The sequence below is a fragment of the Neobacillus sp. 19 genome (genome assembly GCF_049463095.1).
GTDB lineage: Bacteria > Bacillota > Bacilli > Bacillales > Cytobacillaceae > Neobacillus.
Genome location: NZ_JBMPZU010000029.1, coordinates 66,743 through 91,454, shown reverse-complemented (window position 1 = coordinate 91,454; position 24,712 = coordinate 66,743). Strand labels below are relative to the sequence as shown.

Here is a 24,712-nt window from a genome sequence, read left to right as displayed (position 1 = left end):
CCCCTATGAGCCAACTCTCCTTGCTAAAAGAATTACTTGATTGTCAGTGTTACAGTGTTAAAATTATTTCCTTTGCTAATAGGATTGTAGTTTTTCTCAATATTACCTGCTGCGTCAACAGCGAACCAGTTCAATGTGGACGTTTTACCAATTTTTAAAGTCTCTGCATTTTCTCGGGTTCCGCTTAATTTGAGTTTTGCAGATTGGAAGGTAGGGCGGCTGCCGTCGAGTGTATAATAGATCGTTGCTGCTTCGCTTGTTTCAAATGCAACCTCAACTGGTCCAGAGAATTTACCATTACCCGGTACAGCTTTTGTGGAAGGCGGCTGTTTATCTTTAGAATGATTATAGGCTACTTTAATCAAGCCGATCAAACCGTTAGCAAATTCCATGGCCTCTTCATGACCCTCTTGAAATGCTGGCTGGAAACCAACTGCTTGCCATCTTTTCGTATCCTTATTCCATAAATCTGCCCCTACTTCGAAGTTCCAGGCATATATTCCCTTTTCATACCATAGGTAGTCCGCAGAGTTACCTGCTGCAGAGTACAGCACATCAGGAATTGGACCTGTGCGGCTAGGAAGAATGACAGTTCCGCGGTGGTCTTGGATGTCATTTAAAATTTTATCAGATGCTGCCCAGTAGAAGGCTTCCTCCCCTGCAGATGGACGAGGGAGAGTAACACGGTTTGGATCGTATGAACCAGGCGACCACATAAAGTATCCACCATAGCTATGAATATTCATCGCAAACTTAATATTTGGATTTTGATCAGCAAGCCATACTAGATTCCTGGCTTCTGGCTCGGAATTCTCTGCAGGACCAGCGTAGGTACCACTTCTACATTGTGTAGTCGATGCACCCACATATCCATCAAAAGCTGAACCGACAGTGTGATTGCGGTTAAGGTCAACTCCCCAGGAAGTTCGATATCCTGGATCGGATTCAGTGGGACCACAGTAATTGGTCATATTTTTACGTTGACCATTGAAATCATAGAAACTGTAATGGGCTCCATCAGGATTTACTGACGGCACAAGGAAAATATCAAGGTTGTTTACCAGTTGCTTCGTTTCGCCATCATGGGCGTAATTGCGTAGTAGTCGTTCTGCTGTTTCAATCGTTACTAGTGGTGTTACCCACTCGCGGGCATGCTCTTGTGCGTATCCAAGGACACCGGGCTTTGAACCGTCACGGTGCTTCCCGATTCGAATTGCTTTTACGGTAAACGGGTCACGAGAAATAGTGGCTGGTGCACTTAAGTCGTCCGTTAATTTCACCGCAGTTGTTGTTGGGGAAACAATTCCGGTTCCGCCAGTGGTGCGATATGTAATCGCAGACACAAGATTACTTGCATGAGTATTTAGTGCTGCAGCCACTTGGCTTGCTGTACTAGTGACTTTCCCTGTTGAATCGGTAGTCAAATCTACTAAAATCTTTTTATCTTCTAGGTTAACTTTCAATGAAGCATTATTGGCCCCTGGATTCTTGAATTCTACCGACACATCATTGCCGCCTTCATGCCCCCATGCTTTGGAGGTAACCACAACAGCGGAAGCTTGAGTACCTCCCACTGTTCCTTGTGCAAGACGTCTGTAGCCATTTGTTTTGTTAGGCATATCGATAATTTCTACTAAATCGGGAAACTCTTTCGCAAGCTTTTCAGCACGTTGATATAATTCGGTTGGATCCATGTAGTGGTCTACAAAATCCTTAACATAGTGTTTTTTCGGATTACCAGGCTTGTCCGCACCGAGCCATTCCGTAACTGCAGCAGTAGCTGTTCCACCAAGATTACTGTTTATTTTTACAGAAGTAGGAATGGCGTTTACAGGTAATTCCAAATAATGATACATGTATTCACCGTAATCAACGAATCTAGTAAGTGTTGCGGATTTTTCAACACCATTCTCGGTCCAAGTTGCCGTGAGCGCAGTACTCGCTGCTGTACCTGCACTGGATTTCGCTTCGATATACAGGAATGTGCCCGATTGATTTGTAAAATGGTTGGCACGAAGAATTTTTACTGTGTCCTCAGCGGTGGCCAAATTTGAGGTTAACTGCATAGCTGTTTGCCTTTCTGAGGTTCTGAGATTCCATTCATTTTCAGTAATGATGGTGTCTTTCACTTTGATGCCAAAGGTTTTCAACATTGCAATCTCTGTTGGTGTGACAACTGCATCCACTTCAAAAATTCCATTGTGTTCATGGGCTCTGTGGGTAAGGTCAATACCCAGCTCAAGTAGTTTTTCCTTTGCTTTCTGATTCGGTACCTCTAGTTGAACAATAGAGACTGACTCTTCCTTAGGAATCGGCTGGTCAGCCTGTTCGACTGCTGCAACCGGAATACTAAGGCCCGGGTAAAAAGTGGAGAATCCTAGTCCGGTAATGGCAGTCATTACTACTAAATTCCTTTTCCATTTCTGTTTTTTCTTTTTCACCAAAAACTGCACCCCCAAAATGCATAGAATTTTAATACAAGCTTATTGTAAATGGAATGTTCATAATATCTTGTCGTAAAATCAGAGGCAGTAAAAAATTCGCTCTACAAAAAGTTTTATTGGGAAAATAAAATACTTTATGTCAAAAGATTAAAATTTGGGCTGTTTTTCCTATTTAAAAAGTACTGTGCTATCCGAAAAATCTAATAATTTTAGGGGTATAAAATAGCTATATTATATATCAAAATAATTTCCACAAAATGTATATCGATTATTAGCTGTTTTTTTTGTTAAATATTGTTGCTTTATGTGTAGTTTTGTAAAAGGAAAGTTGTCATACATTTTATAGGGATTGCGGCATCTATTGATAAAAAACCATTAAATGCCTATCAACCTTTGTGCCAGTCCAACATTAAATAAAGAAAGGAAGTTTCACTTTATTATGAATAGGGATGATGGGGAATGGCAAAAAGAAACCGGGGAAAAACAATCAGCTACCTGCCTTCAAATGGCCGGGGGACATGCCCGCTGTGTGAACGAACAGGAATAAAGCTTCTCTACCCACACAAAACAGAAACAAACCAAACCATCAAAGTCTGCAAAAACTGCCGTCATAAATAAAAGGATTGGGCGATGAAGATTGCCCAATCCTTTTATGTGCCGATGGAAATAGATTATTATTTTCTTGCCTTTCATACCAAAATAAATCAAAAACGTTTGTTTGATCGTCAAGTTCCATTTAATTTTAACCGATTGTTAACCTAATAATAATTTAGTTGACAATTTGCTCTTCACGCTTTATTTTAGATTTATAACTATCGATAATATTTTAGGGTGGGAGAATGAATATGAAGAAGTTTAGGGCACTTGATTTAACGCTTGCCGGAATGTTTGTGGCACTGATGGCCATTGGAGCCAATATTACAACAATCGCTCCTTTTTTACAGGTAGGGGGTGTGCCAATAACGCTGCAAACCTTTTTTGCTATTTTAGCAGGAGCGATTTTGGGCAGCCGCTTAGGGTCAATAGCAATGACAGTTTATATGTTAGTGGGCTTTGTAGGGGTTCCAGTTTTTGCTGGCTTTATCGGAGGGCCCTCTATCATCTTCCGGCCTACCTTTGGCTTTATTCTTTCCTATATTTTCACTGCATTTATCATAGGAAAAATAGTTGAAAAGAAGAAAACTATGTCTGCCTTTATCATTGCATCACTAATCGGAATGGTGGTCAACTACTTATTCGGTACAAACTGGATGTACTATGCCTATAAACTTTGGGCAGCAGCACCAGACGGATTTACCTACAAAATGGCATGGCTCTGGATGATAGCCCCACTGCCAAAGGATATCATCCTAGCCATCTTCGCAGGAATCATGGCCCACCGCCTAGAAAAAACCGTCCTCTCAAAAGGACATTTCAAACATATAAAACGTGCTTCATAACTTAATGGTGTCAGGCACCATAAAAAGACACTTTCCACGTAGGGTGGACACGAAATGGAATTCTCATGAAAAAGAAGCGGCGCTGCCGCTTCTTTTTTTTATCCCCATTGACACTAGATTTTTCAGGGGTTCTACTACCTGGAAAGTTCATACATTGTCATATTTCTGAGAATTTGTTAAATTATATCAGTATATCAAAAAAAGAGGTAGAAAAGGAGATGAGTAAATGAAAATAATTGAAAGTTTTGTGAATGGGACAAATACTTTACTTTGGTCATATGTTCTAATCATTTTATTAATTGGTTCCGGTCTTTATTTTACTTTTCGTACAAAGTTTGTCCAGTTTCGAATGGTAGGAGAGATGTTCCGCCTTATGGGTGAAGGGGCAACCGGGGATAAGAAAGGAATATCCTCCTTCCAAGCCTTTTGTATTAGTACGGCTTCACGCGTAGGAACCGGGAATCTTGCAGGTGTAGCGATTGCCATCACAACTGGCGGCCCGGGAGCCGTATTCTGGATGTGGTTGATCGCTTTGATTGGGTCAGCTTCCGCTTTTGTGGAAAGTACACTTGCGCAAATCTTTAAGGTGAAAGATGGAGACACGTTCCGAGGAGGACCGGCTTATTATATGGAAAAAGCCCTGAACGCTCGATGGATGGGAATCACTTTCGCGGTTTTAATTTCACTTACTTTTGGACTTGCCTTCAACTCTGTACAAGCGAACACAATTACTAGCTCGTTAAATAATTCTTTTGGCTTCAATAAAACCGTGATTGCCATTGTCTTGTCCGTTATTACGGCGGTCATTATTTTTGGCGGTCTTAAACGGATTGCTAAAGTGGCTGAGTGGATGGTTCCGATCATGGCAGGAGCTTACATTTTAATTGCTTTATATATAATGGTAACAAACTTATCTGAAATTCCTGGCGTCTTTAAATTAATTTTTGAAAGTGCCTTTGGCTTTAAAGAAGCAGCGGGTGGAGCACTTGGTGCCGCTATGATGAACGGAATTAAACGCGGATTGTTTTCAAACGAAGCAGGTATGGGTAGCGCACCGAACGCTGCAGCGACAGCAAATGTCAGCCATCCTGTTAAACAAGGCTTAATTCAGTCCCTTGGTGTATTTGTCGATACACTCGTAATTTGCAGCTCGACTGCGTTTATCATCCTTTTATCAGGTCTGTATACGTCTAAAGAGGGGAACGGTATTATCTTGACGCAAAATGCCCTTGAGGGGTCATTAGGGTCATGGGCCGGTATTTTCCTTGCGTTCATCGTATTCCTATTTGCCTTCAGTTCAGTTGTGGGGAATTACTATTACGGTGAATCAAATATTGAATTTATGAAAAATAACAAGGTTGTCTTAAACCTATATCGTATCGCTGTTGTTGGTATGGTCGCTTTCGGTTCGTTGGCAGAGTTAAGCTTTGTCTGGAGCCTTGCCGATTTATTCATGGGATTAATGGCTATAATTAACTTAATCGCGATAATTCTGCTTGGAAAAATAGCATTTGCCGCGCTTGCAGATTACAAAAAGCAAAAAGCAAATGGCCAGAACCCAGTATTCTATTCCTCAAATATCGAAGGACTTACAAACTTAGAAGCATGGGAAGAAGCCCCAACAAAAGCAATTCAAAAGAAAAAACTAGGCTAATATTGTGGAAATATTGGAAAGGGTGTCAGGCACCGCCTGGCGGTGCCTGACACCCTTTCTAATATGATCAGGTGAAAAAGCTAGTGCTCTAAAGGTGCTTGCTTTTTTTGTGGATGTTATGAGTGTAATTATTGTAATGATTTTACAATTCTTTTTCCTTCATTAGGATAATATCATTAGGATAAGGATATGTCTGAAACGGATTGGAGTCAGTTCATGAAGGAAGAAATGTATATGAAGATGGCGGTGGATATTGCCTACGAAAACGTAATAACAAACGGCGGAGGTCCGTTCGGGGCCATTGTGGTTAAAAACGGGCAGATTATTAGTACTGGACAAAACCAGGTGACCCTAATAAATGATCCGACTGCACACGCTGAGATGCAAGCTATTCGGACCGCATGTAAGGTATTGAATAGCTATCAATTAACAGGCTGTGAGCTATATACAAGTTGTGAACCCTGCCCAATGTGCCTTGGGGCCATCTATTGGTCAAGACTAAAAGTAGTATACTATGGTTGTACAAATGAAGATGCGGCAAAAATTGGATTTGATGACCAATTTATCTATAAACAACTAAACATACCTCCGGATCAGCGAAGCATCCCAATGTATCGAATGCTCCCTCCGAATACGTATGCACCATTCAATGCCTGGATCAGCAGGCCGAATAAGAAGAATTATTAGAGGGTGTCAGGCACCACTTGTGGACAGTTGTCTTTGTCATGTGGACATTCAGGGAGTAAAAAAGCGTTATCCTTTTGGATAATGCTTTTTTTGCTGTTGTTCCTTTTTTGTTCAAACGTCCGCCCCTAATTATGTTTGAAAAGTCAAACTAATATTGTTTTTTATTTCCAAATATAATATACTACATTACAACACTAATGTACTATGTTAGAGGAAGGAGGGAAAGGGTTGATTCCTAATCTGGACGGAACGAAGCCGATCTATATCCAACTATCGGAGTGGCTGGAAAATGAGATCTTGAACGGTAATTTTGAAAGCGATCAAAAGATTTACTCCCAGTATCAGCTTGCAGAGATTTTTAATATTAACCCGGCAACTGCCGCGAAGGGACTGAATATTTTGGCGGATGAGCAGATTTTATATAAAAAGCGCGGGCTTGGGATGTTTATTACAAGCAATGCGAAAGACACAATCCTTACGAAGCGAAAAAACCAAACCTTAAAAAGGCTAGTACGTGATATTGTTGTGGAAGCAGGACGGCTCCAGGTAAGTAAAGAGGAATTAATCGAAATGATCAAAGCGGCTGACACTGGGGAGGCAGAGAAATGAGTGTAATCGAATGCAACGGTTTGATGAAAGTGTATGGTGGAACAAAAGCGGTAAACAATCTTTCCTTCAAAATCGAAGAAAATAAAATGACCGGTCTCATCGGCAGAAATGGTGCCGGGAAAACAACACTGCTCAACATGATCGCTGGTTTGGTAAAAGAAACGGCTGGAGAACTGAAGGTTTTTTCCGAAAGTCCCTTTAATAGTCTGCAAGTTTCAGCCAATGTCATGTTTATTCATGACCAAATGAATTTACCGACTGCCTTAAATCTTAAGGAATTACTAGAAACGGCAGCAAGCTTTTATCCCAATTGGGACCGTGAGTTGGCAGGCCGCCTTTTTGATTATTTCTCCTTCAATCCACTGCAGCATTATAACGGACTTTCAAAAGGAATGAAGAGTACGTTTAACATGATAGTAGGCTTATCTGCTCGGACACCGTTAACACTTTTTGATGAACCGACTTCAGGGATGGATGCGGCAGTAAGAAAGGATTTCTACCGCGCCTTACTGAAGGATTACATTGCCTATCCACGCAGCATCATTATTTCCAGCCACCACTTAAATGAAATCGAGGACATACTCGAAGATATTCTACTCGTAAAAGAGGGGAAAGCACTTCTTCATATGCCTGTTGCCGATTTAAAGGAATGGGCAATTGGGCTCCAAGGGAAAAATGCTATTATCAATGAATGGACACAGAACGAGGAAGTTATTTATACAAAAGGCATCGGCCTTGACCAGTCGTACGTTGTCGTAAGGAATCATTTTTCCGAAACAGACTTGCAGCGGGCCAGTCATGCCGGGATTGACCTCACACCAGTTACAGCAAGTGACCTATGTGTCTATTTAACGAGCAAAACGAAGGGGGGAATTGATGATGTCTTTAACAAGGGTTAGTCTGACCGATATAGTAAAAAAGCAATTTGTTTATAAGATGAAGGCTTACAGCCAGGTATTTATGTCACTGATGTTTCTCCAATTGTTAGCCGTTTTTTTCTCATTGAACGGTGTGGGGGGGATGGGCGCCGGCAGTGGGAGTGTTGAAATACAAGTGAAGTATTTTTCGCCTGATTATGTTGCGGCCTTTACGATGCTGTGGGGGTTTATTACCGCCATCCTTATTACCACAAAGGCATATCGATACGATGACTTCGTATTTGTAACCAATCGGATCAGCAGCAATCTGTCCAATGCAGTATTTTTACTAACGGCTAGTGTCATTGGCGGGATCACCGCGATGTTGTCGTCGTATTTATTAAAAGTGATTGTTTATTATTTTATAAGTGATGTATCGATAAATAGCTCCGCAGTTTTAGCTGCACCAATGGAATTGCTCTTGGGCATATTCTCTACATTGCTATACGTCTTCCTTTTTTGTGCGTTAGGTTATTTAGTTGGCACGCTTGTCCAGATTAGTAAGGCATTCACTGTCTTGTTACCGGCGGTTTTTTTCGGGGGATTAATCTTTGATGGTCTAAGGGGGAAATCGGGGGCTGTCGCATATGTATTTGAGTTTTTCTTTACCGAGTCATCATTAACACTATTTTTTGTAAAAATAATTGTTGCGGCAGGATTGTTATTTTCTGGAACATTTGTATTGTCGAATAGATTGGAGGTCAGAGCATGATGGCAATGCTGCCACTAATGCTAACTGCTATTATCGTCATCGCCTTGGCAATTTTAACAGCTAGGATCATGAACAGACATGGGAACAGGAAAGGTAAGTATTCCTACAGTCGTCGCGTTCGCTTTCTATTCAGCGGATATATGGCTGTCCTGCTGATCTGTGTCGTTTTGGACACTGTCCATCCCGTAAACACAGTAGAAGGGTGGAAAAAGGTTGATACGGAGGAGCTTGACAAAGAAAGCAGTGACTTGTACGATGCAGCGCTTGCGGGAGAAATTGCTCACGTGGACAGTAAGTTTCTCCGGGAAAAATGGAGTTTCGATTACAACGGACCCCAGCTTGACGTGGCCTTGGTCGAAGATGATTACGTAAATATATCTGTCTTCGTGGAAAGGAAGAAAAGTAATGATGGTAAAATCGAAGCGGTCTTCTATCAAACAAGATCAAGTGTGAATGGAATGGAGATAACAGACTACACCAATCCACCAAGTCTGGAGATGGCGAAGGATGAACTGTTTCTTAGAAATCCGAAGATCAGTAAATTTGAATTCGCAGAGTTTACAAATGTATTTTCTGTCAAACAATTTACCGGAGAGAACTTTTTTTCACATCACTCCGAGTTTTCCGGGGATCAAAGCATCTTGTACATGCGAATTCCCAGAGACTTAGAACTAATCGACAAAACTGGCATCAATCTGAATTATGTTGAGTAATGGAGTTCCTCTTAAAAATCCATACAGGTAGAAGGGCAGAATTTGATTCTGCTCTTTTTACTTTTAGTAAATTTTTTAGTAAAATAATTGAATTATTTTACCGAGGGAGGTAAAATGGGTTTGTAAACAATTGCTAGATACCTGGTGAATTGGAGGATAACATAATGAATATTTCTACATTAAAAACAATATTCCAAGACTTATTTCAGGCTAAACATGAAAGGGTTTTCTTTGCCCCGGGCCGGATTAATTTAATTGGTGAACATACGGATTATAATGGCGGCCACGTGTTTCCATGTGCAATAACATATGGAACCTATGCGGTTGCGAGGAAGCGTGAGGACAGAACAGTCCGCTTGTACTCCGTTAACTTCCCTGACAAAGGGATTATTGAAATGGATTTAAACCTGCTAGATTACGATAAAGAACATAATTGGGCCAATTATCCAAAGGGGATGATTCGCTACATTCTAGAAGCCGGGTATGAAATTCCAACAGGCTTTGATTGCGTCATTCACGGAGATATACCGAATGGTGCAGGGCTTTCCTCTTCAGCTTCAATCGAATTATTAATAGGAGTTCTTATTGATGGATTGTATAAATTAAACATTCCGCGTCTAGACCTAATTAAGCTTGGAAAAAAGGTGGAAAATGAATTTATCGGTGTCAACAGTGGCATCATGGATCAATTTGCAATTGGGATGGGTAAGAAAAATGCAGGTATTTTACTAGATTGTCAGAGTCTTAAAAATGAATATGCACCGATAGAGCTGGAAAATCACAAAATTATCATTATGAATACAAACAAGCGCAGGGAGCTGGCAGATTCCAAATACAATGAGCGAAGAGCAGAATGTGAGGCTGCACTCGCACAGCTTCAGCAAAGACTGCAGATTGAAGCCCTTGGGCAGCTTTCTGAAAAAGAGTTTGATGAATATCAACATGTAATAACCAATGAAACCGTTCGGAAACGGGCGAAGCATGCAGTTTATGAGAATATAAGAACATTGAAGGCTTTAGAGGAACTGAATGCGGGAAAATTAAAGGCGTTTGGCCAATTGATGAATCAATCCCATCAATCATTAAGGGATGATTACGAAGTGACCGGAATCGAGCTTGATTGTTTAGTTGAAGCCGCTTGGAACCAGCCGGGAGTGATTGGTGCCCGTATGACGGGGGCGGGATTTGGCGGCTGTGCGATCGCCATTGTGGCCAATGAGGAAGTGGAACATTTTATTGCTAATGTGGGTGCCGATTACCTTAGTAAGATTGGTTATAAGGCTGATTTTTACGTAGCCAGCATTGGGGACGGAGCAAAAGAAATTGAACTTTAGATTGTCACAGGGGATGATAGTATGATTAACCAATTAGTTCAACAATTGATAAACCAAGCACTTTCTGTCCAATTAATCGAACGGGAGGACGAAATCTATGCCCGGAATCAAGTTCTGTCACTGCTGCAATTAGCCGAGTATAGGGAAATTGAAGGTTCCGAAAGCATTGCTCAAGAAATCCCTGATTTACTGGACCAAATCGTTGACTACGCTTGCAAGCATGGAATTATTGAGGACCTATTTGATGAAAAGGAAATTTTTTCAAGTAAGATTATGAATTGTTTTATCGCCCGACCGTCTAGTGTGAATCAGCTTTTTTACAGAAAATATGAACAGAATCCACAGGTGGCGACAAAGTATTTTTACGACTTAAGTAAAAATAGCAACTACATCCAGATGAAGCGCATCCGTCAAAATATTGAGTACAAAGCCGCAATGGAATATGGTGATTTGGACATTACCATTAATTTATCAAAGCCAGAAAAAGATCCGAAGAGTATCGCGCTGGAGCGTGCAGTCCAAAAAACAAACTATCCGAAATGCCTGCTATGTATAGAAAATGAGGGATATGCAGGAAGAATCGGCCATCCTGCCCGTTCCAATCATCGGATGATTCGAGTGAATTTATTGGATGAGAATTGGTATCTGCAATATTCTCCCTATGTTTACTACAACGAGCATTGTATTGTGTTATCGGAAAACCATACGGATATGAAAATCAGCCCATCAACGTTCGCAAGGCTCCTATCCTTCGTGGAGCAGTTCCCGCATTACTTTTTGGGATCGAATGCTGATATTCCGATTGTCGGCGGCTCAATTTTGTCACATGAACATTACCAAGGTGGAAATTATCAATTTGCGATGGCGAAGGCGAAGAATGATTGGAGCTTTACCATCGCGGGATTTCCGAATGTGCAATGTGCCGTTGTTAAATGGCCAATGTCAGTGATTCGTCTGCGTTCAGGAGAAATTAGCTCGCTTGTGGATGCTGGTGCTCACATTTTAGCTAAATGGAAAAATTACAGTGATGAAACGGTTGGCATTTTGGCGAAGTCGGCCGAGACCCCGCACAACACTATCACGCCGATTGCCCGCAAAAATGGAAACCTTTTTGAAATGGATTTGGTTCTTCGCAATAACCGGACAAGCGAAGAGCATCCGCTGGGCATCTTCCACCCACATGCCGATGTTCACCATATTAAAAAGGAAAATATCGGTTTGATTGAAGTAATGGGGTTGGCAGTATTACCAGCACGCCTAAAAGTGGAACTTGATGAGGTGGCGAACTTCATCCTAGGAAAAACAACGGTGGTCGCCGATTACCATTTGAATTGGGCAGAAGAATTAAAGGGATGCTATCAGGATGTTGGTAACGTGGTCAATGTGGAATCGTTTGTCAGAGAAGAAGTTGGGAAAAAGTTTCTAAGAGTACTAGAGGATGCCGGTGTATTTAAGCGGGATGAAGCAGGGACTGCTGCGTTCAAGCGGTTTATCCAGGCCTTATCATAACGTTCTTCTCAAATATTTATCGACTGTTGTAGGTGAATGTCAAAAGTAACTTAAGTTTAGGTGAATTCCTAATTGATATCCAGTAAATGTCGTAAGTTTTGAAAAATAGGTTGTAAGTGCCTAAAAATACGTTTTAAATACTAAAAAACATGTCATAAGTACTCAGAAACATGTAATAAGGGAGTGAGAGTCATTGAAATTAGTAGATAAAGTATTCGGCCTGTATGCTGGTGAACCTGTGATCGAGTATTCACTCGTTAACGATTCCGGAATGACCGTTTCTTTTCTGAATTACGGTTGTGTGATAACGGAGATTATTGTCCCGGACCGTCACGGAAACTTTGAAAATGTTGTCCTTGGCTTTGATGAGTTAGAGGACTATCTGGAATTGTCGCCATACTTTGGGGCGGTAGTAGGCAGAGTGGCAGGAAGAATTAAGGGTGCCGGGTTTGAACTGGATGGAAAAGAATACCTGCTTGCTGAAAATGAACATCCCAACCATTTACATGGCGGTAGAAAAGGCTTTAGTTCAGTGATTTGGCAAGCGGAGAAAATAGAGACTGAGCAAGCTGTGGGTGTGAAGTTTTTCTATCAAAGTCCAAATGGTGAAGAGGGATATCCAGGTAATTTGGACACGAATGTTACCTATCTTTTAAACAATAAAAATGAATTTAAAATTACCTTTGAAGGAAAAACAGATCAAACAACCATCGTTAATTTAACCAATCATTCCTATTTTAATTTGAGCGGGAATTTAAAAAGGGATTGTACGGAACATATTCTTCAACTTGAAAGTGATCGTTTTTTAGAGTTGGCTCCTGACCTTATTCCCACAGGTCAAATGCTTAAGACTAAGAATACCCCGTTTGACTTTCAGCACGGCCGCCGTTTAAATGCTGGAAGAAGTTCGACACATCCACAAAATGTCCTTGTAGGGAACGGTTATGATCACCCGCTTATTTTCACGAATAAGGGTGAAAATCAGATTGTCTTAACTGACGAAGAAAGCGGACGGACGTTATTGGTGACGACAAACCAGCCATGCGTGGTTCTGTATACAGCGAATCAATTAGAAGCTCCCTATTCGATCATGGGTGTTCGGGCGAGAAACTATTTGGGAGTTTGCCTTGAAACACAGGGGCTGCCTGATGCGATTCATCATCCGGAGTTTCCAACTACCATTTTAAAGCCAGAGGAAGTATACTATTCCACAACGACGTATCGTTTTTTTGCAAACACATTAGGAGACTGATTTATGGCTACCATTAAAGATATTGCCCAATTAGCAGGCGTTTCGATTGCCACGGTATCGCGGGTGTTAAATTATGACACAACGCTTTCTGTCGGCGATGATACGAAGAAAAGGATTTTCGAAGCAGCAGAAGAGCTTTCATATAAGAAGAAACCAGTAAGGAAACAAGAAACGGGGAAAATTGCCTTATTGCAGTGGTATACCGAAAAGGAAGAACTAGAGGACTTATACTACATGTCCATCCGGCTCGGGGTGGAAACTCGCTGCCGCCACCTCGGGGTTCACATGGGAAAGTACTTCCAGGACAACTACGAAGACTTAAAGGACGTTGATATTCAAGGGCTTATCGCAATTGGAAAGTTTAGCAGCAAGCAGGTTAAAGAGCTTCAATCGCTTACCAAAAATATTGTCTTTGTTGACTCTTCTCCGGACGAAGATCACTTTGATTCGATTGTGACTGATTTTGAAAAAGCAACGGAGAAGGTGCTCCAGCATTTGATTGAAAAGGGTCATGCGAAAATTGGCTATATCGGCGGGAGAGAGGGCTTCAAAGACAAAACCTCCATCCTTGATGACCAAAGGGAACTGACTTTCAAGCGCTTTTTAGGGGAAAAAGGGCTATTAAACGAAGCGTTTATATACAGTGGCTCGTTTTCCGTTGATGATGGCCATTCTCTAATGAAACAAGCTATACAAGAGCATGGTGACAACTTGCCGACAGCATTCTTTGCCGGGAATGACTCTATTGCCGTAGGTGCACTGCGGGCTCTCTTGGAGGAAGGAATTTCAGTTCCAGAGCGGGTGAACATCATTGGGGTAAATGATATCAGCATCTCCAAGTATGTGTTCCCATCCTTAAGCACGGTTAAAGTCTATACGGAACTAATGGGCGAAACCGCCGTTGACACACTTTTGGAAAGAATCGAAGGCCGAAAGACCGCCAAAAAAATCTTCATCGCAACCAGCCTTGTGATTCGAAATAGCAGCTTTTAAACACAAACCCACCTTCCTGTTTAGGTGGGTTTTGCTATTGTCGATTTTTAGGATGTTCCGTATAATGTTTGTATCTGGATTGGTAACGGTTACACTGGCTGGCAAGCTTAGTGATTGGGGGTAGGGTATGGGCAGGTATTCAATTATGGCGTATACGTTTGGTGCTTTATTCTTTATTGTCAGTTTCTCATTTTCCATTTTTTACGGTGTTAAGGTCGTGACCCATGACTTGCCAAGTGAGAAAACTTCGCTGGAAAAGTATCGCTATCATTTTGTGCTTGTTCCAGAGGAACTCGATAATGAGTATTGGCGGCTTGTAGAAAAAGGGGCAAAGGCTGCGGCCAATGATTACGGGATTGTGCTGGAGTATGTCGGACCAAAACAATCCAATATTGATGATCATTTAAAAACAATCGAAATGTCGGTGGCCTCTAAAGTAGACGGCATTATGACACAGGGGTTAAGTGATGAGCAATTTACCCCATTAATTAATCGAGTCATTGAGAAGGGGATTCCTGTTATTACTGTCGATACCGATGCCTCCAATAGTAAGCGGATGGCCTATATTGGAACGGACAATTATTATTCCGGCTATTTAGCGGGAAGGGCCTTGATTGCCGATACAAAGGGAAAGGCCAATGTGGCGATCATAACAGGCAGCTTTTACAAGAATCATCAAATCCAACGGGTAAAGGGTTTTGAAGATGCTGTAAAAGCAGAAAAAGGCATCAAGATCATTGATATACAAGAATCAGATATTAGCAGAGTTATAGCAGCGGAAAAGGCTTATCAAATTCTCCAGGCTCACCCTGAGGTCAATGCCTTTTATGGGACAAGTGCCCTTGATGGGATTGGGATTGCCCAAGTGGTGAAGAAATATAAAAAGAACGACCAAATCTATATCATGGGATTTGATACATTACCGGAAACACTTGAGTACATTCGCAAAGGAATGATTAATGCCACTGTTGTCCAAGAGCCGTATGAAATGGGCTATGAAGCAGTGAAAATGATGATCGATTTAATCGAAGGGAAGAAAGTGCCTTCCGTCATTCATACAAATACAAAGATTTTGAGGGTAGGAGATTTGCCGCCAGGGCATCCTGATCGAATGGAGGAGAGACAGTAATGTTATTTCGAATTAGGTCGAAACTGCTCCTTTATTTCATCGTCCTGGTTGTATTGCTAACTTCCGTCGGCTTGTTCTTTTACAACAGCAGTGAAAAACTAGTCAATGAATATGATGATAGCTTCGAGCGATTTTTGCTGTTAAATGATATCTCGCAAAAAACGAACTTAATTACCGAAAAGCTGCATGCGTATATATTAGATAAAGAAGAATCCTATCTGGAAGACTATCGAAAAGAAAAAGTAAAGCTGATCAACGATCAAAAAAGACTATATCAAGAAATGGATACGAGTGATATTACCCTCATCAATTATAAAAATATGATCGATAGTTTTATAGATGAATGTGATGCCACAGTGGGGGCCTTCCAAAAGGACGATATTAACCACTACTCGAGCCATTTTAATGAAGTACTGAAAATTGCCTCTTTCCTACAGGAGAGTACACTGGCACTGTTAAATAATAAATTGACCGATTATCAAAAGTTCTATGATCAAATTGAACAACAAAACCATTATTATAAGCTCATGTCGATATCCTTGTTTACAGCGGCGTTTTTCTTAAGCACCTTGTTAGCGCTTTGGATTTCAGGAGGGATAACGAAGCCGATTAGTCTGTTATCGAAAGCGGCGAAGGAAATTTCAACAGGGAATTTATCCGGAGAAGATATAAGAATCACAACAAAGGACGAATTAAAGCCATTAACGGAAACGTTCAATCAAATGAGAACGAATTTGAGACAGCATGTAATGGAAATTAGACAAAAGTCGGAATTAGATAAGCTTTTAAAAGAATTGGAATTGCGCAGCTTGCAAAATCAAATTAATCCCCATTTTCTGTTTAACACGTTAAATACAGTTTCAAAAATGGCCTATTTAGAAGAAGCAGAACATACTTCCCGGCTAATTGAAGCGGTAGCGGCCATACTTCGGTACAACCTCGGTGATTTAAATAAGGCCTCGACGCTTCGAGAGGAAGTACGAATCGTGAAGGAGTATTTTTTTATCCAGCAAACCAGATTTGGGGGACGCATCCAATTTGTTACGGAAATGGAAGAAAATTGTTTAGATATTGAAATACCAAGCTTAATTCTACAACCCTTGGTTGAAAATGCCTTTATTCACGGGGTTGAATCGTATGAAGAAAATGCAGAAATCCGCCTCCATATTTATCGGCATCAAGAACGGATTCACGTGGAGGTTATTGATAATGGAGATGGGATGGAGGAGGCAATTAAACATAAACTCCTCACCTATATCGAGGGCACCGAAATGGACGAGTCATATGAACCCGAAAAATCAAAAGGTCACTCTACAAGTATTGGCGTGAAAAATGTGATTAGGAGGCTGCAGCTGTTTTACCAGCGAAACGACATTGTCGAAATCGAATCAGAGTTAGGAAAGGGAACCAATTTTAGACTAACGATTCCTACTGTGGTAAAGGGGAGAAATGAGCTTGTTGAAAATTCTTATTGTGGATGATGAAGTGCTTGAGCGAAAAGCTTTAACAAAAATGATTAACAGCTCGACAATGGACGTGATGGTCGTTGGTGAGGCTGCAAATGGAAGAAAGGCAATTGAAATGACTCTCGAGCATAAACCGGATCTCATCTTTATGGATATAAAAATGCCGGGTATCGATGGCGTCCAGGCAGTAAAGGAAATTAAACAACTTTATCCCAGTATCCACTTTATTATGGTTTCGGCCTTTAATACTTTTGAATACGCCAAGGAAGTCATGCAGCAGGGGGTTAAGGAGTATATATTAAAGCCTAGCAGCAAGCAGGATATTCTCGCGGCGATCGAGCGGGTTTCGAGCGAAATCCTTGAGGAAAGAAATCAGCAGGAGGAACAGAAAAGCTTGCGGGATCATTTGGATCGTGCGGTTTCGATTGCGCAAAAAGAATGGGTTTCCTCCTTAATAGTGAACCAAGTGCAGGATATTACCTTTGATGAATGGAGCGAACTGCTGGGAGTAGAAATTACCTCGGGATATATCATGCTGTTTACTTTACTGCAGCCAGCGTCCGCTGACCTTACTGCAAGCGAAAAGCAAAACTGGTATATCTGGTTAAAGGACACCCTAAAGGATGTCGTAAAAAAGCAAGAAGTTATGATTGGCCCGGTAACGGACACACAGGTGCCCGTTTTATTCCTTTGTAAAAAACCCACGGAAAAAACGTATTTTAGAACAAACGCGCAAACGTTTCTTGAGAGCTTGATTCACTTTTTCAAAAAAGAAAGCTTCAGGGGTGATATAAGGATTGGGATTGGCCATCCTTACAGTCATGCCCATGATTTGAATAAGTCCTATCATGAAGCGGTTTTGGCTTTGGAACAGCTGATGAAAGTGCCTAATCGCAGGTATGGATTCTGCGACCGCCAAGGGGCTGCCTTCGAACTGCCCGCTGAATCAGGAGTATTAGAAGTAGAGAAAAAACTTTTAGAAGCCGTCAGGCAGGGAGACGTCAATCAGGTCTTGTTTATCTTTGATTCGTTTATTACAAGGCTTGAGTCGAACAAGACCATTACACCATCATGGGTGAAAAAATCATTCGATGAATTGTTTATTCTCCTTTCCCGTATGCTTCATGACCTAGGCATCCATTATGAGCGGATTCCGGCAATCGACGAGTCTGATAAAGTCTATTTTATGTTTGAAAAAGGTAAGGCGCATCTGCTTGCGGTCGTCCAGCATGTTCAGTTGTGGCGGAATAATCATGCAAAAGGCATGCTCCAAAAGGCAAAGGAATATATCGAAAGGCATTATGCCGAATCGATTTCATTGGAATCAGCTGCCGAATATGTCGAGCTTAGTCCCTATTATTTTAGTAAATTATTTAAAGACCGGTTTGGTTTGACGTTTATCGATTACTTGACGGAAATAAGAATCAAGCATGCCAAAGCGGAAATTATGTCTCCGGGAAAAAGCTTAAAGGAAATCTGCTATTCAGTAGGCTATAAGGACCCCAACTATTTTAGCCGCGTGTTTAAAAAGGCAACAGGCTTGTCCCCAACAGAATATCGGAAAATAACGGTAAGTTAAGGTTTTAAAATAAACAGGCCAATTCGTATATAACGGGTTGGCCTGTTTATTTTTAAGCCGTTCGCAAAATAGTCTAGAAATTCACAAATATGTGCTAGAGGTTTGAACTATTGCATGATTTCTCTGGATGCTACCATAGGTGTAAGGGCTTACAAGGGACTTTAGTTTAGCAGGTTAAATAGCTTGCCGAAGTCTTTTGTTAAAAAAGTAAAAGGAGAATGATCACATGGGTAAGAAGAAAAAAGGGTTAATTCTATCTTTAACAGTGGCATCTAGTATTCTATTAGCGGCAGGCTGCAGTAGTTCAACTGGCGGGACAGATTCCGGCAAGGGAAAGGACGGCGGCGGTCTTCCTGCGGTTGGGGCAACGATTTACAAGTTTGATGATAACTTCATGTCCTACGTGCGCCGTGCAATGGAAGATTCCGCAAAAGATAAGGTAAAACTGATGTTGAATGACTCGCAGAACGACCAAGCAAAGCAAATTGAGCAAGTGGATACGCTGATTGCCAAAGGGGCAAAATCACTGGCGATTAACCTTGTTGATCCAAAAGCTGCCCAAACGATTATTGACAAAGCTAAGCCAAAGAACATTCCGGTTATCTTCTTTAATAAGGAGCCGGATGCAAGCGTGTTAAAAGGCTATGATAAAGCTTACTATGTTGGCACAACCTCTTCAGAGTCAGGTATCCTTCAAGGCGAATTAATCGCTAAGGCTTGGGAAGCAAATAAAGATAAATATGACAAAAACAAAGATGGTAAACTGCAGTACGTTTTACTAAAAGGGGAGCCAGGACATCCCGATGCGGAAGCTCGTACGAAATTTGCGGTGGACACGGTAAAAGAAAAAGGAATCCAAGTAGAAGAGCTGGCAATGGATACTGCAATGTGGGATGCAACAAAGGCAACTGAAAAAATGGATGCCTGGTTAGCAAAATACAGCGAAAAAATTGAATTTGTCATTGCCAACAATGACGGTATGGCACTAGGTGCAATTGCTTCGCTTGAAAAAGCAGGATTCTTCACCGGTGATAAATATATGCCGGTAGTTGGTGTAGACGCAATTCCGGAAGCACTTGAAATGATTGAAAAAGGCAAAATGGTTGGTTCGATATTAAATGATGCGAAAAACCAAGGGAAAGCCACCATCGACATTGCGGCAAACGCGGCGAAGGGGAAAGACGTGTTAGACGGAACAGAGTGGAAGCTGGACGATAATAAAGCCGTTCGTGTCCCTTATGTTGAAGTGACAAAAGATAATATCCAAGTTGGTAAAGACGCTTATAAATAAGAAAAGCGGAAGCGCCTTGATTAGGGGCGACAGGCATAAGACGGGCCGGCGAGAAGGCTGTTTTTTAGCCTTCTTGACGGATTGGCTTATGACCCCGAGCCCCTAGGCGCTGGAGCTAGACAATAAGAAAAGCGGAAGCGCCGCCAGTCCGGGGGCTGGAAGTAGTCAGCCCTAAGGCGCTCTTCGAACGAAGGAAAAGATCTTGCTTTTCCTTCGTTCGGGGTTTTATTTCTTTTCAAACTGGACTTTTGTTTATAAACATTTTTTCTATAAAAATGAGACTCGCTTTGATTGTCTCATATTTTTTAAATGGTTAAGCGGGGAGGTTTGCTTATGTCTGAGGCTAGTGCAACCAATTTACTTGAAATGCAGCATATAACGAAACGGTTTCCCGGCGTGATTGCCCTGAATAGTGTTTCACTCAAAGTGAAAGCGGGAACCGTACATGCCTTAATGGGTGAAAACGGGGCAGGTAAATCAACGTTAATGAAATGCTTGTTTGGGATTTATTCGATGGATGAAGGCAAAATTCTTTTTGAAGGAAAAGAAGTAGCATTTGCTAATTCCAAGCAGGCGCTTGAAAACGGTGTTTCCATGGTACACCAGGAATTGAACCAGGTGCGGCAGCGCAATGTTATGGATAATATTTGGCTCGGCCGTTATCCGAAAAAAGGCGTTTTCATTGATGAGAAGAAAATGTATGAGGACACAAAGGCGATTTTTAAAGGACTTGATATCAATATTGACCCGCGCAGCAAAGTGAGCACCTTATCCGTTTCGGAGATGCAGATGGTGGAAATTGCCAAGGCAGTCTCGTACGGTTCAAAAATTATCGTAATGGATGAACCAACATCATCCCTGACAGAGAATGAAGTGAACCATCTCTTTACCATCATTCGCAAGCTCCAGAGTGATCATGTTGCGATTATCTATATTTCACACAAAATGGAAGAAATTTTGAAGATTTCTGATGAAGTAACCATCATGAGGGACGGTCAATATATTGCGACGAAAAGTGCGAAGGAATTAACGACTGATGAAATCATTAAGCTGATGGTTGGCCGTGATTTGTCACAGCGTTTTCCGGAAAAAATCAATAAACCGGGGGAAATGATTTTGAAAGTCTCTGATTTAACAGCAGAGACACAGCCTTCATTTTCCGATGTAAACTTCAAGCTGAGGCAGGGAGAAATTTTAGGAATTGCCGGCCTCGTGGGTTCCAAGCGGACAGAAGTGCTGGAGTCGATTTTTGGCATGAGATCGTTGAAATCCGGGACGATCGAATTGAATGGGAAAGTGGTCAAGAATCATTCACCGCAGCATGCCATCAAAAATGGCTTTGCCTTAGTAACGGAAGAAAGAAGGTCCACAGGTATTTTTCCAGAATTAAGCATCAGCTTTAACTCGATCATTTCCAACATTGAACAATACCGTAAAGGTCCGTTCTTATCAGATAGTAAGGTGAAGGAAGACACGCAGTGGGTTATTGACTCCATGAAGGTGAAAACACCAACCCAAAAAACATCCATCGGTAGCCTTTCAGGCGGAAACCAGCAGAAGGTGATTATCGGCCGCTGGCTGTTGACGAAACCGGATATTTTACTGTTGGATGAACCAACACGGGGAATTGATGTAGGAGCAAAGTTTGAAATCTATCAACTTATTAACCAATTAGCAGCGTCCGGAAAAGGGATTATCATGATCTCTTCCGAAATGCCGGAGCTTTTAGGGGTGACAGATAGAATTTTAGTCATGAGTAATGGAAAAGCAGCTGGAATCGTAGAGACGTCTTCTACCTCTCAAGAAGAAATTATGCGATTAGCAGCGTTGTATTAGGAGGCGACGGAAATGAACACGGAGGCTTCAAAAAAAGCGAATGTATCTAAATGGCTTGTTGATAATGTTATATATGTAGTGTTAGTCCTTCTTGTTGTAGGGATTGTCATTGCTTCACCGGACTTCTTGTCGATGACCAACTTAATCAATATTTTGGCACAATCCTCATCAAGGATCATCATCGCACTTGGGGTTGCCGGTATCTTAATTACTGCAGGTACGGACTTGTCAGCAGGACGAATGGTCGGTCTTGCCGCTGTTATTTCGGCGTCGATGCTCCAGGCTGGGGATTATGCCTATAAAATGTATCCTAACCTGCCTGAATTACCGCTGTTTGTACCGATTATAATTGCGATGGCAGCAACTGGTCTAATTGCTGCATTAAACGGTGTAGTCGTTTCGAAATTTCATGTGCCGCCGTTTATCGCAACACTCGGTATGATGATTGGGGTATACGGACTAACTTCGATTTACTTTGACCGTCCGCCATATGGCGCCCAGCCAATCGGGGGTTTAAGTGAAAAATTTACCACTTTTGCACAGCGTGGAATTAAAGTAGGGTCATATGAATTCCCCTATCTCATTTTGTATGCCATTATTGTCTCTCTCATTATTTGGGTGATTTGGAATAAAACTCAGCTTGGTAAAAATATGTACGCGATCGGCGGCAACCCGGAAGCCGCTAAGGTTTCCGGTGTTAACGTCGCCAAAAATCTGATTATCATCTATACGATTGCCGGTCTTCTTTATGGCTTAACAGGTACATTGGAGGCAGGCCGTGTCGGAAGTGCGACGAACAACACTGGTAACATGTACGAACTCGATGCTATTGCAGCCTGCGTTGTCGGCGGCGTATCCCTTTCCGGCGGGATTGGAACCGTTCCTGGCGTTGTCACAGGGGTATTAATTTTCCAAGTCATTAACTATGGCCTCGCATTCCTCGGCGTAAGCCCATATATCCAATTCATCGTAAAAGGCTTAATTATCATCGTTGCAGTGGCCTTCGACATGCGCAAACACGCTAAGAAAAAATAGGGTGTCAGGCACCATTCGTGGACAGTGTCCACGGGTGGTGGACACTGTCGTTTAGAATATGTTAGGATGTCCCGATGACTTTTTGGCCTTGGGGCTGTGTGTTGTTTGGATTGGGCTCTAGCGTGATTCCGATGTCATCAAAGGAGAGGTCTTTTGGCAGACGGCTGGTGATTATGCCTTTACCATTTAGGTCAGGTTTTAGGGTGCCAGCACTTTGCCGATGGCCATTCTTTAAGAGCCATACTTGATATACTTCCTCATCTTTTGTACTTGGGAGCTTAGATAACTCTATAACAAGTACGCTGTCACTGCTTTCTTGAAGAAGGTAGGCGTTTCCGCTTGCCGCAGCAGCTGAATTCATCCCCTTTAAGTCAAATGTCCGGACAATTTGCATCTGAGAACCAGTTTTGTTTTCCAATGCGGTTATGTTTTCCTTCAATTGAAGGTTACTCCAGTAAAGCCCAATCACTCCTACTAGTAAAACTGCTGTAATACCCGCAGATAAAGCTGAAAAGTGCCTTTCTAGAACTCCTTTTAACCTATCAAGAAAATGGTGCTCTTTTCGTTCGACTTCAACAACAGGTGAAGTTGACTGATGATTAGCTGCCTTCACTTGAACTGGTGATGCTGTCCCATTTTCTTGAAAAATAAAATCCATGACCTCCGCTTTTAGTGATTCTGGGACATCCATTTCTTCGACATCATAAGAAAGCATCTGCCATGTCTCCTTTAAAGAATTTACTTCTTTCCGGCAGTGTTTACATGTTTTTAGATGGTGTTCGAATTGTGCCATTTCATGGACTGACAGTTCACTAATAATATATAAAGACAGGTTTTCGCACTTATCTTCCATGCTGAACACCTCCTGTTTCTTTACTGAAATATTTACGAAGTATTTTTAATGTTTGATGCAGCCGGCTTTTAATGGTACCAAGTGGTTTTTGTTCCATTTTCGCAATTTCACTTAAGGAATAGCCTTCCCAGTACAATAAATTGATGAGGCGCTGCTGTGGTTCGGAAAGATGTTGCTTGGCTTCTTGAATTTGCTGTTTTAATAGACTTTTTGAAACTTGCAGAGGTACACTTTCTGTTTCCTGATCCTCCATTTGCCGCCATTCATTAGGCTCAAGCTGGACATTCCCAGGCTGTTTTTGTTCTTTTCGTATACTATCAATGGCAATGTTTCGGGTAATGGTGAGCAGCCAGTTTACAAATTTGCCTTGCAGCGGGTTGTAGGGCCGTTTCACTGTCCAAATTCGGAGAAAGACTTGCTGGACAATTTCTTTCGTTTTCTCTCTATCACCTTTAGTTAATTTAAAGGAGAAACTGTAGACGAGCTTTACATATCGATCATACAGTTCTTCAAGCGCCGGTCGATGTTTTTGGATAATTAATGCAATCAGTTCCTCGTCCGTTTTTGATTTCACTGCCAAATTCTCTCCTTTATGAAAAAGTTTTACTAAGTATAAGACAAGGTAAAGAGAAAAAGAACTGCCAAAAAGGGCAGTCCTTTCGTATCGTGCTTATGGTGTAAAGTTTGTTTCGCTGCTAATGATGAACCAAACGTCCTTAACCCCTTGTCCGTTTACATCCCCAGACGCTTGATCTTTAACAAAATAATACAGCGGGTAGCCTTTATAGGATGTTTGCTTTTCACCTGTATCCTCACGGGTAATGGTGCCGAAATCATCTTTATTAAAGCCTTCTGGAACCTCAAAGTTTTCCTTATAGAAGGATGGCCAGTTTTGCAGACATTCACCGCTGCAGTTTGAAGTATTTGGCTTATCATTTTTGAAATAGTAGAGTGCCTTACCGTCAGCATCAGTCAGATATTTGCCGGTCTTTTCATTTTCCATTAGCTGTAGTGCAGGCACCTTTTCTTGAGAGGATTCTTTTGTTTTCTTGTCACTTGGTTCGTTTGACACTGCTTCTGCCTGATCATTTTTCTGTGTATCCTCCGCTTTTTCTTTAGAACTGCAGCCAACAAGCAGCACTCCTGTTAAAAGAAATAAGACAATCCAATTCCACTTTTTCATCATGTAAATCCTCCTTTTACTGATCTTTTCAATAAAGGTAACGAAGGAGGAGTAAAAACGGTTCGATAAAAAAATGA

23 protein-coding genes are annotated in these 24,712 nt (G+C 41.6%); 19 read left to right on the top strand and 4 right to left on the bottom strand.

Annotated elements, in window-relative coordinates:
- Nucleotides 1-32: 32 nt before the first annotated feature.
- Nucleotides 33-2,441, bottom strand: coding sequence for a M14 family metallopeptidase (locus ACO1D1_RS07050; protein WP_223820967.1), 2,409 nt, complete (start codon nucleotides 2,439-2,441; stop codon nucleotides 33-35).
- Nucleotides 2,442-2,823: 382 nt separating this feature from the next.
- On the opposite strand from ACO1D1_RS07050, the gene ACO1D1_RS07045 reads away from it, so the two are divergent.
- From ACO1D1_RS07045 to mglC, 19 genes are all read left to right on the top strand, one after another.
- On the top strand, nucleotides 2,824-2,991 hold the full coding sequence (locus tag ACO1D1_RS07045) for a hypothetical protein (RefSeq protein WP_423335400.1): 168 nt from the start codon (nucleotides 2,824-2,826) through the stop codon (nucleotides 2,989-2,991).
- Nucleotides 2,992-3,074: 83 nt separating this feature from the next.
- A complete protein-coding gene (locus ACO1D1_RS07040; RefSeq protein ID WP_423335399.1) occupies nucleotides 3,075-3,206 on the top strand; it encodes a hypothetical protein in 132 nt (43 codons plus the stop codon).
- A gap of 77 nt (nucleotides 3,207-3,283) precedes the next feature.
- Complete coding sequence (locus ACO1D1_RS07035) at nucleotides 3,284-3,883, top strand: biotin transporter BioY (RefSeq protein WP_149868488.1); 600 nt, start codon at nucleotides 3,284-3,286, stop codon at nucleotides 3,881-3,883.
- A gap of 226 nt (nucleotides 3,884-4,109) precedes the next feature.
- Nucleotides 4,110-5,537: an alanine/glycine:cation symporter family protein gene (locus tag ACO1D1_RS07030; RefSeq protein WP_423335398.1), complete on the top strand. Its 1,428-nt coding sequence runs from the start codon at nucleotides 4,110-4,112 to the stop codon at nucleotides 5,535-5,537.
- A 216-nt stretch (nucleotides 5,538-5,753) separates the two neighbouring features.
- Nucleotides 5,754-6,224 carry a nucleoside deaminase gene (locus ACO1D1_RS07025; RefSeq protein WP_423335450.1) on the top strand — a complete coding sequence of 157 codons (471 nt, stop codon included), beginning with the start codon at nucleotides 5,754-5,756 and terminating at the stop codon, nucleotides 6,222-6,224.
- 228 nt (nucleotides 6,225-6,452) lie between these two features.
- Nucleotides 6,453-6,833 (top strand): GntR family transcriptional regulator, encoded by a 381-nt coding sequence (locus ACO1D1_RS07020; RefSeq protein WP_423335397.1) that lies wholly within the window; start codon nucleotides 6,453-6,455, stop codon nucleotides 6,831-6,833.
- Entirely contained in the window at nucleotides 6,830-7,732 is a 903-nt protein-coding gene (locus ACO1D1_RS07015) for an ABC transporter ATP-binding protein (RefSeq protein WP_423335396.1), read from the top strand. The genes ACO1D1_RS07020 and ACO1D1_RS07015 overlap by 4 nt, the downstream gene beginning before the upstream one ends.
- Entirely contained in the window at nucleotides 7,710-8,462 is a 753-nt protein-coding gene (locus tag ACO1D1_RS07010) for a hypothetical protein (RefSeq protein ID WP_423335395.1), read from the top strand. Before ACO1D1_RS07015 ends, ACO1D1_RS07010 begins: the two co-directional genes overlap by 23 nt.
- Nucleotides 8,459-9,175 carry a hypothetical protein gene (locus ACO1D1_RS07005; RefSeq protein ID WP_423335394.1) on the top strand — a complete coding sequence of 239 codons (717 nt, stop codon included), beginning with the start codon at nucleotides 8,459-8,461 and terminating at the stop codon, nucleotides 9,173-9,175. Before ACO1D1_RS07010 ends, ACO1D1_RS07005 begins: the two co-directional genes overlap by 4 nt.
- Nucleotides 9,176-9,339: 164 nt before the next feature.
- Nucleotides 9,340-10,509: a galactokinase gene (locus ACO1D1_RS07000; protein WP_423335393.1), complete on the top strand. Its 1,170-nt coding sequence runs from the start codon at nucleotides 9,340-9,342 to the stop codon at nucleotides 10,507-10,509.
- Nucleotides 10,510-10,530: 21 nt separating this feature from the next.
- On the top strand, nucleotides 10,531-12,018 hold the full coding sequence (gene galT / locus ACO1D1_RS06995) for a UDP-glucose--hexose-1-phosphate uridylyltransferase (RefSeq protein ID WP_423335392.1): 1,488 nt from the start codon (nucleotides 10,531-10,533) through the stop codon (nucleotides 12,016-12,018).
- Nucleotides 12,019-12,211: 193 nt separating this feature from the next.
- Complete coding sequence (locus tag ACO1D1_RS06990) at nucleotides 12,212-13,270, top strand: aldose epimerase family protein (RefSeq protein WP_423335391.1); 1,059 nt, start codon at nucleotides 12,212-12,214, stop codon at nucleotides 13,268-13,270.
- A gap of 3 nt (nucleotides 13,271-13,273) precedes the next feature.
- On the top strand, nucleotides 13,274-14,263 hold the full coding sequence (locus ACO1D1_RS06985) for a LacI family DNA-binding transcriptional regulator (RefSeq protein ID WP_423335390.1): 990 nt from the start codon (nucleotides 13,274-13,276) through the stop codon (nucleotides 14,261-14,263).
- A 127-nt stretch (nucleotides 14,264-14,390) separates the two neighbouring features.
- Nucleotides 14,391-15,392, top strand: coding sequence for a sugar-binding protein (locus ACO1D1_RS06980; RefSeq protein ID WP_423335389.1), 1,002 nt, complete (start codon nucleotides 14,391-14,393; stop codon nucleotides 15,390-15,392).
- Nucleotides 15,392-16,873, top strand: coding sequence for a sensor histidine kinase (locus ACO1D1_RS06975; protein ID WP_423335388.1), 1,482 nt, complete (start codon nucleotides 15,392-15,394; stop codon nucleotides 16,871-16,873). The genes ACO1D1_RS06980 and ACO1D1_RS06975 overlap by 1 nt, the downstream gene beginning before the upstream one ends.
- A complete protein-coding gene (locus ACO1D1_RS06970) occupies nucleotides 16,848-18,437 on the top strand; it encodes a response regulator (RefSeq protein ID WP_423335387.1) in 1,590 nt (529 codons plus the stop codon). Before ACO1D1_RS06975 ends, ACO1D1_RS06970 begins: the two co-directional genes overlap by 26 nt.
- Nucleotides 18,438-18,663: 226 nt before the next feature.
- Nucleotides 18,664-19,728 carry a galactose/glucose ABC transporter substrate-binding protein MglB gene (mglB, locus tag ACO1D1_RS06965; RefSeq protein ID WP_423335386.1) on the top strand — a complete coding sequence of 355 codons (1,065 nt, stop codon included), beginning with the start codon at nucleotides 18,664-18,666 and terminating at the stop codon, nucleotides 19,726-19,728.
- Between the two features lie 333 nt (nucleotides 19,729-20,061).
- Nucleotides 20,062-21,564, top strand: a complete 1,503-nt coding sequence (gene mglA, locus ACO1D1_RS06960; protein ID WP_149868503.1) for a galactose/methyl galactoside ABC transporter ATP-binding protein MglA — start codon at nucleotides 20,062-20,064, stop codon at nucleotides 21,562-21,564.
- A 12-nt stretch (nucleotides 21,565-21,576) separates the two neighbouring features.
- Nucleotides 21,577-22,599 (top strand): galactose/methyl galactoside ABC transporter permease MglC, encoded by a 1,023-nt coding sequence (gene mglC / locus ACO1D1_RS06955; RefSeq protein WP_149868504.1) that lies wholly within the window; start codon nucleotides 21,577-21,579, stop codon nucleotides 22,597-22,599.
- Between the two features lie 61 nt (nucleotides 22,600-22,660).
- On the opposite strand, the gene ACO1D1_RS06950 is transcribed toward mglC, so the two are convergent.
- From ACO1D1_RS06950 to ACO1D1_RS06940, 3 genes are all read right to left on the bottom strand, one after another.
- The gene (locus ACO1D1_RS06950; protein ID WP_423335385.1) at nucleotides 22,661-23,452 is read right to left on the bottom strand and encodes an anti-sigma factor domain-containing protein; all 792 of its coding nucleotides are present in this window, start codon (nucleotides 23,450-23,452) and stop codon (nucleotides 22,661-22,663) included.
- Nucleotides 23,442-24,026 carry an RNA polymerase sigma factor gene (locus ACO1D1_RS06945; RefSeq protein WP_423335384.1) on the bottom strand — a complete coding sequence of 195 codons (585 nt, stop codon included), beginning with the start codon at nucleotides 24,024-24,026 and terminating at the stop codon, nucleotides 23,442-23,444. The genes ACO1D1_RS06950 and ACO1D1_RS06945 overlap by 11 nt, the downstream gene beginning before the upstream one ends.
- Nucleotides 24,027-24,122: 96 nt before the next feature.
- Nucleotides 24,123-24,635 carry a hypothetical protein gene (locus ACO1D1_RS06940; RefSeq protein WP_423335449.1) on the bottom strand — a complete coding sequence of 171 codons (513 nt, stop codon included), beginning with the start codon at nucleotides 24,633-24,635 and terminating at the stop codon, nucleotides 24,123-24,125.
- Nucleotides 24,636-24,712 lie beyond the last annotated feature (77 nt).